10 protein-coding genes are annotated in these 9,817 nt (G+C 50.1%); 9 read left to right on the top strand and 1 reads right to left on the bottom strand.

Going from position 1 to position 9,817, the window contains the following annotated elements; all coding sequences use genetic code 11:
• The 9 genes from DWZ82_RS12745 to DWZ82_RS12705 all read left to right on the top strand — a co-directional run.
• Positions 1-583 (top strand): ParA family protein (locus tag DWZ82_RS12745; RefSeq protein ID WP_118481114.1); only part of this gene is annotated, 583 nt, incomplete at its 5' end.
• Entirely contained in the window at positions 583-822 is a 240-nt protein-coding gene (locus tag DWZ82_RS12740; RefSeq protein ID WP_117491941.1) for a hypothetical protein, read from the top strand. The genes DWZ82_RS12745 and DWZ82_RS12740, both read left to right, overlap by 1 nt.
• Positions 823-968: 146 nt before the next feature.
• Complete coding sequence (locus DWZ82_RS12735) at positions 969-1,178, top strand: hypothetical protein (RefSeq protein WP_118481113.1); 210 nt, start codon at positions 969-971, stop codon at positions 1,176-1,178.
• A gap of 441 nt (positions 1,179-1,619) precedes the next feature.
• Positions 1,620-2,651 carry a LacI family DNA-binding transcriptional regulator gene (locus tag DWZ82_RS12730; protein ID WP_158575240.1) on the top strand — a complete coding sequence of 344 codons (1,032 nt, stop codon included), beginning with the start codon at positions 1,620-1,622 and terminating at the stop codon, positions 2,649-2,651.
• An 80-nt stretch (positions 2,652-2,731) separates the two neighbouring features.
• Positions 2,732-3,727 carry a tripartite tricarboxylate transporter substrate binding protein gene (locus DWZ82_RS12725; RefSeq protein ID WP_118481111.1) on the top strand — a complete coding sequence of 332 codons (996 nt, stop codon included), beginning with the start codon at positions 2,732-2,734 and terminating at the stop codon, positions 3,725-3,727.
• 39 nt (positions 3,728-3,766) lie between these two features.
• The gene (locus DWZ82_RS12720) at positions 3,767-4,225 is read left to right on the top strand and encodes a tripartite tricarboxylate transporter TctB family protein (RefSeq protein ID WP_147356938.1); all 459 of its coding nucleotides are present in this window, start codon (positions 3,767-3,769) and stop codon (positions 4,223-4,225) included.
• Between the two features lie 16 nt (positions 4,226-4,241).
• Complete coding sequence (locus DWZ82_RS12715; RefSeq protein WP_118481109.1) at positions 4,242-5,741, top strand: tripartite tricarboxylate transporter permease; 1,500 nt, start codon at positions 4,242-4,244, stop codon at positions 5,739-5,741.
• Between the two features lie 14 nt (positions 5,742-5,755).
• A complete protein-coding gene (locus tag DWZ82_RS12710) occupies positions 5,756-7,033 on the top strand; it encodes an FAD-dependent oxidoreductase (protein ID WP_118481108.1) in 1,278 nt (425 codons plus the stop codon).
• 28 nt (positions 7,034-7,061) lie between these two features.
• Positions 7,062-7,856 (top strand): hypothetical protein, encoded by a 795-nt coding sequence (locus tag DWZ82_RS12705; RefSeq protein ID WP_118481107.1) that lies wholly within the window; start codon positions 7,062-7,064, stop codon positions 7,854-7,856.
• Positions 7,857-8,323: 467 nt separating this feature from the next.
• Here DWZ82_RS12705 and DWZ82_RS15210 read toward each other — a convergent pair whose 3' ends face one another.
• Complete coding sequence (locus DWZ82_RS15210) at positions 8,324-9,685, bottom strand: stalk domain-containing protein (protein ID WP_158575238.1); 1,362 nt, start codon at positions 9,683-9,685, stop codon at positions 8,324-8,326.
• Positions 9,686-9,817: the final 132 nt, after the last annotated feature.

Genomic DNA, 9,817 nt, shown 5'->3' with positions numbered 1-9,817 from the left:
CTGCGATATCATTCCGGCCAATACCATCCTTGCGGGCATTGAGCAGGAGCTGCACAACGTCGGCAAAGAGATGACGCTCCGCGAGAAGCTGCGCGACGAGCAGACCGGTGTAGCGGAAGCGTACGATTATATCCTCATCGACTGTCCGCCGTCGCTTGGCCTGCTGACCGTGAACGCACTGACGGCTGCCGACTATCTGCTCATCCCGACCATGGCGGAGACCTTTGCGGCGTCCGGCATCACCCAGCTGTATGATACTTACAAGTCGGTGAAGAAATACACCAATCCGGCGCTCAGGATCGACGGCGTACTGCTCACGCGCACCGAGCGTACCCGCGTCACCAAGACCATTCAGGAGCTGACCGAGAAGATCGCGGACTACATGGGCGCGGATGTTTACCGCACGACCATCCGCAGCAACGTGATCATCAAGGAAGCGCAGGCTGTGCAGGAGAACGTGTTTGACTACATCGAGAGCAAGGCACAGACCAAGGGCGAGCGCGTTTCCGAGGCCAGCCGGAATTTTGTGAATGACTGTCTGAATTTCGTCAAGGAGTTTGTGGAGAAGGAGAGGGAACAGTAATGGCAAGACTCAGCGCAGAGGAAATGTTCAAGAATATGATCGGCCGCAAGGACGAGGAGCCGCAGCCGGCACAGGAAACCGCTGCCGCGCCGACTGCGGAAAAGAAGAAAGCCTCCACCGTGCAGGTGACCGTGCGTCTGCGCCCGGAGCAGCATAAACAGCTCAAGGCGGCAGCCTTCCACCGCGACTGCGATATGTCCGAGCTGGTACGGCAGGCACTCGATCAGTTTTTTGCGTAACTTCCGGAAATACTAAAGTCAAAAAGTCACAAAGTTATAGCTTTACGACTTTTTGACTTTTTAACTTTATGCTGAAATTCTGTTATGGAATACAGGATATACGGACAATTTACCGACAATACAGGAGATAAAAGTGAGAGTATACCGTGGCCGTTTATCTCAATCCGTGCAAGCTGCGTATTGTCGGCATGACGAATCACACGCACAATAAATACAAAACCGTGATGGAAAGGATGCTGCGCCACAAGGATACCTTCCCGTGGGAGCGTCTTGTTCCGCCATCACTTCCCGTGGAAGCAGGCAGAAGATGCCGTGAAGGCCGGTATGACCCGCGAAAGCATGAAGGTCGTTATTGACCCATGGATGGAGTAAGCATCCCGCTTCCGTCCCGCCTGTAAAACTGCCGTGCGGCTGAAAAAACGGGGGCACAGGGATTCCACCCGTCAAGCCGGATTTGCACCATCAAATCCGTTGCTTGTCAGACTATACCACGCCTTTTCTTCTCAATAAGCAAAACCCGGAGCATAGACTGAAAAAGCAGTCTGTGCTTCGGGTTTATTTGGCAGCGGCAGGTGTGGAGATCAGTTGATTTTTGCTGCCGTAAGGGAGAAGTGCTTCTGAAGCTCGAACAGGGTCCGATCGGGTTTCAGTACAAGCAAGAGCACTAAAAACAGCTATGAGAATTTGGATAATACTAACGAAATAATTGCAAATATTCGTTTGGCTATTGTGTTTATTTTTCAAATATGCTATATATAAGGCAAGCAATTCATACGTATGCAAAGAGGTGGAAACAGTTGAAAACGATTACTTCCGTCGAACTTGCCAAATTAGCTGGTGTGTCGCAATCAACGGTTTCCCGTTGCCTGAATGACAGTCCGCTGGTTTCAGAAGCAACCAAGGCAAGAGTCAAAAAGCTAGCGAACAAATACTCTTTTCAGTTTAACACTAACGCACGGGGGTTAAAAACCAACCGCACCGGTGTGATCGGATATGTATTCTCAGAGGATTTTACCGGCTTTGCAAACCATTATATTCAAAGTGACATTTACTATCGCATACGTATGCAGCTCGTAAAGGAAGGGCTGGATCTGGTGCCGGTGTTCGATGAAGGGAAATACGGTGAGTTTTTTTCCATCGAGAAGAGTATCAGCAATCGACGGTTTGATGCCCTGATCTTTAACCGCCCGCAGGTGGGTGAGCGAGTCAAAAGCCTACTGCATGAAACCAAAATTCCATTTATCTATATTTACGATACGAATGAATCACTGAATGAGTCGTATATGATCGCACCGAGCCATTCACAGATTGGCGGTCTGGTCGGCAAGGCGTTTTGCGAAGCTGGCTATACACGATTTGTGGAAATTATCGGACCGCAGGATCGAATCGACGTTATACATAAACATGAAGCCTTTGCACGTGTTTTGCATCAGCATGGGCATAAGCTGCCAGATACGCACATTCTGCATGCAGATTACAACCTGAAGCAGGCTACGCAGCAGGTTTTGGAGCATATTGAACTGTTCCAGCCGGGTACAGCGTGTTTTGTGCAGAACGATATGATGGCATTAGGCGCGCTGGAAGCACTGCGCGAGCAGGGCATTCAGGTGCCGGATGATGTGGTTCTGATTGGTTCGGATAATATCCCGATGGGCAGCTGGTTTACGCCGCATTTAACCACTGTGGCAATAGATTATGACAGGATTATCAATTTAACAGTAGAATGGGTCATGGCAATGGCATCGAACAAACTGCCGGATACCTACCGGTATATACTGGACAGCAAATTGATCATCCGAGACACATTCTGTCCCTCAGCAGGAGAATAATTCTTTTATTCTCCGCAATTGAATACGTATGCAAACGCGAAAAAGCGTTTCAAATATGAAAAAGAAAGAAGGAAAAGAAAATGAAAGGAAAAAAATTGATGGCTATGCTGATGGCGGGCTCCATGCTGCTGGCAGGTCTGACGGGCTGCGGCGGTGCCAATGCAAAGGGAGGCAATGCTGCGGCAGATGCGGCTGATTACCCGAATGGACCGGTAACAATCATTTGTCCGTGGGGTGTCGGCGGCGGTGCCGATGTCATCTCCCGCAAGATCTCGGAAGTGGCCAAGAATTATTTTGATCAGCCGATCATTGTAGAAAATCACACAGGCGCTTCCGGCACCATCGGCATGATGGATGCCCTGGATGCGGATGCGGACGGTTATACTATGGTCGTCACCAACGGTCCGTTATTCTCGTTGACTCCGAAGTACATCGATGTATCCTATGAGCTTTCTAATTTCACTATGCTGCGCGGTATGCGTCAGGTTGCGCTGATGATCTTCACTAATCCGCAGAAATCCGGCATGAAGACGTTTGATGATCTAATCAACTACGGCAAAACGCATAAGATCACGTATGCAACTTCCTCCGGCCCGGGCGGTGACCAGTACGTTGTTTCTTCTGCAATGTTCAAGGCGCTTGGTATCGAAGCGGAGCCGGTCGTTATGGGCAGTGAGGCAGAATCGATCAATGCAGTGGTTTCCGGTCAGGTAGACTGCGGTCTGGGTACGCCTCCGGCATACTACTCGCATCAGGAAGAGGGTACGATCCAGGCGGTCGCAACTTTCTATCCGGAAACGGTTCAGACTCCGTACGGTGAAGTAAAGTCCATCAAGGACTGGGGTGTTGATGTTGAATTTGCCGGCATGGACTGTCTGGCTGTTCGCTCGGACGTTCCGCAGGAGATTGTAGACAAACTGAATGCAATGCTCGATGACGTATATGCCGATTCCAAGTTCACCGGTTTTATGGACGAGATGGGTTATCCGCTGTGGGATGCCAAGGGTGACGAAGTGACGCAGTTTATCGAGGATCAGATGGACAGCATGGACAAATACGTGGAGATGCTCAAGTAACAGGCTGGTCTGTTTAATCTGGTGTGAGAGGTGACAAGATTGAAAGTAAAGCTAAATTCGAATATGATAACAGGCGTTCTGTTTCTGATCGTTTCTGTTGCCCTGCATATTCTGATACCATCGCAGATCCGGACGTTTGAAACCAGCGCGGTGACTGCTGCAACAGTTCCGACGCTTCTGATCCGCGGCATGATACTTTGCAGCGTGATCCTGCTGGTACAGGGTATCCTGTCTAAGGAAAAGACCGAATACACGATTTCAGGAGCCATTTTCACCAGAGAAAATCTGCTGCGGCTGAAACCGGTAATCTATATTGCCATGCTGATCGCATACGCGCTGCTGCTTCCGCATATCGGATTCATCATTTCCTCGCTGCTGCTTTCCAATGGCATTCTGCTGTATTTTGGTACGAGAAAATGGTGGTTCTATGCGATTGCCAGTGCAAATGTAATCGTTGCGTACTTTGCATTTCAGGCAATGAGCGTGACCCTGCCATAAGAAGGAGGAAGCGCATATGTTAGATAACTTGATGACCGGTTTGGCGCTGATGGCCTCGGTAGAGAGCTTCATTGCAATTTTCATCGGTCTGCTGGCAGGTATCATTATCGGTGCCATTCCGGGTTTGACTGCGGATATTGCGATCATCCTGTGCCTGCCGATTACATACAGTATGGAACCGATCCCGGCGATGCTTCTGCTGCTTGGCTTGTATTGCGGCGGCACATACGGCGGCTCCATTACTGCAATTTTGATCAATACACCGGGTACGCCCTCGAGCGCAGCGACTGTGCTGGATGGTTATCCACTGACGCAGCAGGGCAAGCCGCTGAAGGCTCTGACGATGGCGCTGTATGCCTCGTTTTTCGGTGGCCTGTTCAGTGCGCTGGTATTGCTGTTTGCTGCACCGAAAATTGCACATTTCACACAGATGTTTGGCCCTCCGGAGTATTTCTGCATCGCAGTGTTTGGATTGTCTATTATTGCAAGCATCTCGAACGGCAATATCATCAAGGGTCTGCTCGGCGGCCTGATCGGTATTTTCATTGCACTGCTGGGACAGGATTCGGTCAGCGGTACGCTTCGGTTTACCTTTGGTGTCCGTCGACTGGGCGCCGGTATCCCGCTGATCGTTACGCTGGTCGGTCTGTTCGCAATTGCCGAATTGCTCAGCCGCTCGGATTATAATCCGCGTACAGATGCGACGCGCAGTCAACATTTGAAGCTGGACCATGAGAAGCTGTCCTGGGCAGAGATCAAGCGCTGCCTCAAAACAATGACAATCTCTTCGCTGATTGGTACGATCGTGGGTGCTATCCCGGGTACAGGCGGCGGCATTGCAGCCTTTATCAGCTACGATCAGGCGAAAAAGACCTCCAAATACCGTGATCATTTCGGTCACGGCGAGATCGAAGGCGTTTCCGCAACCGAGTCTGCCAATAATGCAACGACCGGTTCTACATTGATTCCGCTTACAACACTGGGCGTGCCCGGTGACGGTTGTACGGCAATTCTTCTGGGTGCATTTATGCTGCAAGGCATGGTGCCCGGTCCCTCCATGTTCAAGGAGCACAGCGATATTCTATACGGCATTATGATTGGTCTTGTCGTTATCAATATCCTGATGCTGATTATCGGTCGTGTGTTTACCCCACTGTATGCCAATATCACACGCATTCCTTATGAGCTGATGAGCGCAATCATCATTGTTTACTGCATTACCGGTGTCTATTCGAGCGAAGCCAGCACATTTCAGGTACTTCTGGCGGTCATCATCGGCGCGTTTTCGTTCCTGCTGCGCAGGCTTGGATTCAGTGTTGTACCGATCATCCTCGGCGTAGTTCTTGGTGATCTGGTGGAAACGAATTTCCGCAACTCGATGGTAATGTCCAGCAATTCTCTGTCCATCTTCGTAACACGGCCGTTCAGCCTGTTGTTCCTTGCGCTGGCTGTGCTTTCGATTGGAATGTTCTTCTACAAGGCAGCAAAGGATAGAAAAAGCAAAAAACAGAGTTAAAAAAGGAGTTTCAGATGAAGTATTATACTGAGCCGAGCCGGGAGATCCCGGTTGCGGCAGAAACGGAAGTCCTTGTTGTAGGTGGCGGCCCCGCAGGTTTCGGCGCCGCCCTGCACGCAGCACGCATGGGACGAAAAACGATGCTGATCGAGCAATACGGCGCGGTCGGCGGTGTGGCAACCACGGGCATTATGAGTCATTGGACCGGCAGACAGGACGGCGGCTGCTTTGAAGAGCTGCGCGAAAAGGCACGCGACTGTGAAGCGGAGCAGGTCATCAATCCGGAAAAACTGCGTATTCTGATGCTGGATATGCTGATGGAGGCCGGCGTTAATGTACAGCTGTACACAGGCTTCAGCGATGTCATTATGGATGGAAACCGCGTTGCGGGTGTAATCACAGAGAGCAAATCCGGCCGGGAAGCGATCCTGAGCAAAATGGTGATCGATTCGACCGGCGACGGCGACGTAGCCGCACGTGCGGGCGTTCCGTTTGAAAAGGGACGCTCGACGGACGGCGGTATGCAGCCGATGACGATCATGTTCAAGGTTGCCGGCGTAGATATGGATCGCGCCATGTTCTTCTGGGGCTTTGAGGATACGGTCCAGCTGCCGGAAGGCGATCTGCAAACACTCGGTCGTCAGGAATTACCCTCTCCGGCGGGTCATATCCTGCTGTATCCTTCGTCGCTCCCCGGCGTTGTCACAGTCAACATGAGCAATATGACCGATGTGGACGGCACAAATGCAAGAGATCTGAATCGTGCTGAATACGTATGCAGAAAGCAGCTTCCCGAGATTATTGCATTTCTGCGCCGCCATGTGCCGGGATATGAAGGCTGTTATCTGATCGACAGCGCCGATGTGATCGGTGTGCGTGAAACCCGCCGGTTTGAGGCGAATTATCAGCTGAACGAGCAGGATATTGCGCAGGCTCGTACCTTTGAAGACTGGGTAGTTACCAAGTCGAATTTCTTCTTTGATCTGCACAATGTAGAAGGCGCCGGACTGGATGCCAATGGTGAATACAAGGCATTCAAGCAGCCGAAGCCGTATACGATCCCGCTGCGCTGCTTTGTACCAAAGACGGTGGAAGGTATTCTGCTGAACGGACGCAATATTTCGGGTACGCATAAGGCACACTCCAGCTATCGCGTAATGCCGATTGTAATGAATATGGGGCATGCTATGGGTATTGTTGCCGCGATGTGTGTTGCGCAGAACAAGAAGCCGCTGGAATTGGATATTCACGAAGTGCAGGATGAACTGCGCAGAACGAATGTAGAACCGTAAACTCAGGAAAGGAGACACAGTTAATATTATGCTGAAACGAATGCCCCGCACGATTACAGCAGAGCAGTCGCTGAAAAGCGGACTGTTCAAGCTGAGAGATATTGCCGCCTGTGCTTATGGCAATGGAAAGTGGATTCAATACCGGGATGCCGCAGGCACCTGTAAGCTTACGATGTCCATGGGAGAGATCGTAAAAAACGCCAGTCTGGAAGATGTTGAAGCGTCAAAGGCGCTTGCAGTGCTGTCGACAGGTACTCTGCCGGAGAACGGCGTAAAATCTATGGTGATTCTGCTGGTATCTCTGTTGGAAAAAGCGGAGAACCTCGGCTGCACGGAAGCGGATGTAAACGCAGTTTATGCGCTTCTGGAATATGCGGCAGAATATCTGCCGACTATCGCGAAAGAGAATAACGGTGAGCTGCTCGGCAGCGTGCTACCGTACATGACACTGATTAAGCCATTGAACAAACGGGCGCGTGAACTGGGCAATGAACGTGCAGCAGCAACGATGGAATATGCCCTGACAACGCTGCTCCTGACGTTTACCGAAGCCAACGGTGCAAATGGATACGGTGTATATGAACGCATGAAAGCACTGGCGCCCAATCAGTTTTTCAGCCTGAATCAGGTTGGCATTGAGAGATCAATTTCCGTGGATAGTCCTTATACTGACATCTGGACGATGGGATTTGATCCCATCGACGGAACGATTAAGGATTGTCGCGACATGGCATACCGCGATAAAGAGGAGGACGTACGAAACGTATTACTCGCGGTGAAGAATGCCCTGCAGGTTATTTGGAATATTGCCGCAAGTCTGTGATACAGGAATACACTGTCTGAGACAGCAGGTATGAAACCGCTCCAGCGATCGGCGTGTATTTACCCAATCTTCATGACCGGATAAACCAATATCCGTCTCCTCCTGTTTGTTTTTCAGATCTCAGTTGTTGAAAATCATATCACCCTACTTTACCCAAAAGGAGCTTCCACGCACAGCGATGGAGGCTCTTTTATTTTTCCGGCGCCCCGAACTGACGCCGCCATTTACTGGATCGTAGGTTACTACAGTCGGATCACTGACTGTCCATTCTACCTCATCGTTCGGAATTCGATCTCCGGTAGTAGGATTATAGGCAAATATGTTGCTAACCTGTTCACAATCGTCGATTCCCAAGACTTCGTGATCGGCTGCAGCACCAGCTGCTCCTGTGCGGCCGAATCGCCAGTGCGGCAGCGTGACAGAATTTCGCTCATATCTTTTGAGGGCATACAGAGATCTCCTGAAACTTATACGTCCTTGTGACTGCCGATGTATACGCTGTAGCTCGCGCCATCCCATGCAACAGCCTGATCGAGTGCATTGGAAACGGCGCGGACCGGCAGATAGGTCGTGCCCTTGCAAAGCAGCACGTCAACCGTCTTGCCGTTGACGTCGGTCGGAACAATCAGCTTGTCGTTCACATAGACCTTAACCCCGGTTTCAACAGCCAGCTTTTCCATTCGACGTTTCGCATTGTACTCGCCCGAGGCCTTGCCGCCCAGAATGGACGACTGCGAGTTGGCGATAGCTTTCAGCTTAGCAAGCACAGCATCTGGCGCAGGAGCCAGATTCGACGGAACAATTTTATCAAAGTCTGCGTTGTAAAGTGTTGTACGGTATTGCGTTATAGTTCCCTGTTCAAGCCATGTATGCATTTGTTCAGAGGCATTTCCATAGTCATTCTGTTTGCCAGTAACAAGGTCAACACTCATACCCTCATGAGCAACGGTATTATAGTCAAGCACTACACCGTTGTCCAAGTATTCTTTCACCTTGTATACCACATCATAAAATGCATATCCCTTGGATATCTGCCATTTGGAGTCTACAATGGTTTCCACATAATCTTTACTTAGTAGTGTTTGATCTTCAATCGATACACCATCCGTTCCGGGCCATGCAACCCATTCACCAGCCGGCTGCCAGAACAAATATTTCTTTCCATCACGAGATAGTATTTCCAGACTACGCGGGAAATTACGAGAATCATTCTGTGTAAAGATAAACGGTACTTCCTTCTCAACCAACTTTACCGCAGAAGATCCATTCCACGAGTAAACCATATACTTACTGGACGCATTTGTACCATGCTTATCCCACTGGTCAGCCGGAATCTTGTCCTTCGTATTGCAAACGCAAAGCAGTTCTTCGTTTCCGTCACCGTCAAAATCAATCAGCATCGCCGTCACCAGACCGCTTATAATACTGCCGCTGACAGCGCGCTTGCCGTACTTGCTCTGCAACTGCTCGATCACCGAAACATACGCTTTTGCACGGTTTACCGCATTCTGGTCTACCTTATGCTCGCCGAGATACGCACTGGACGTCGTTCCATCCCATGCGATCGGCACATTGAGCGCCGCAGATACCGCGCGAATCGGCAGATAGGTTGTGCCGTTGTACAGCATTGGCTCTACCGGATTGCCGTTTGCGTCACCCGGATTGAGCTTCTGGTCATCCACATAAACCGTTACGCCGCGACCAACCGTGATGTTCTTCTGCGTCAGCGCGGACGCAAACGGCATACTCATCACCAGTGCCGCACCCAGCAGACCAGCGGTCAGCCGCTTGCCGAATATTTTCATCGTTTGATTTTCATGCCTGTTCATACTTTTTCTTCCCTTTTATATTTTGAATGATAATGGAAACCATAATAACCTGATTATACCACAGTTTCCGACTATTTACTATTCTCATTGCATTCAATACATGGATAGGATATAATGGTATCAATATAATTT

This window comes from Butyricicoccus sp. AF35-5AC, assembly GCF_003477715.1.
GTDB classification, from domain to species: Bacteria; Bacillota; Clostridia; order Oscillospirales; family Butyricicoccaceae; genus Agathobaculum; species Agathobaculum butyriciproducens.
This window is presented reverse-complemented; position numbering and strand designations above follow the sequence as displayed.

What these genes read in the sequence shown, in the direction of transcription:
- DWZ82_RS12740 (WP_117491941.1), top strand. Translation starts at nt 583, where the DNA reads ATGGCAAGACTCAGCGCAGAGGAAATGTTCAAGAATATGATCGGCCGC.
- DWZ82_RS12725 (WP_118481111.1), top strand. Translation starts at nt 2,732, where the DNA reads ATGAAAGGAAAAAAATTGATGGCTATGCTGATGGCGGGCTCCATGCTG.
- DWZ82_RS12715 (WP_118481109.1), top strand. Translation starts at nt 4,242, where the DNA reads ATGTTAGATAACTTGATGACCGGTTTGGCGCTGATGGCCTCGGTAGAG.
- DWZ82_RS12710 (WP_118481108.1), top strand. Translation starts at nt 5,756, where the DNA reads ATGAAGTATTATACTGAGCCGAGCCGGGAGATCCCGGTTGCGGCAGAA.
- DWZ82_RS12705 (WP_118481107.1), top strand. Translation starts at nt 7,062, where the DNA reads ATGCTGAAACGAATGCCCCGCACGATTACAGCAGAGCAGTCGCTGAAA.
- DWZ82_RS15210 (WP_158575238.1), bottom strand. Translation starts at nt 9,685, where the DNA reads ATGAACAGGCATGAAAATCAAACGATGAAAATATTCGGCAAGCGGCTG.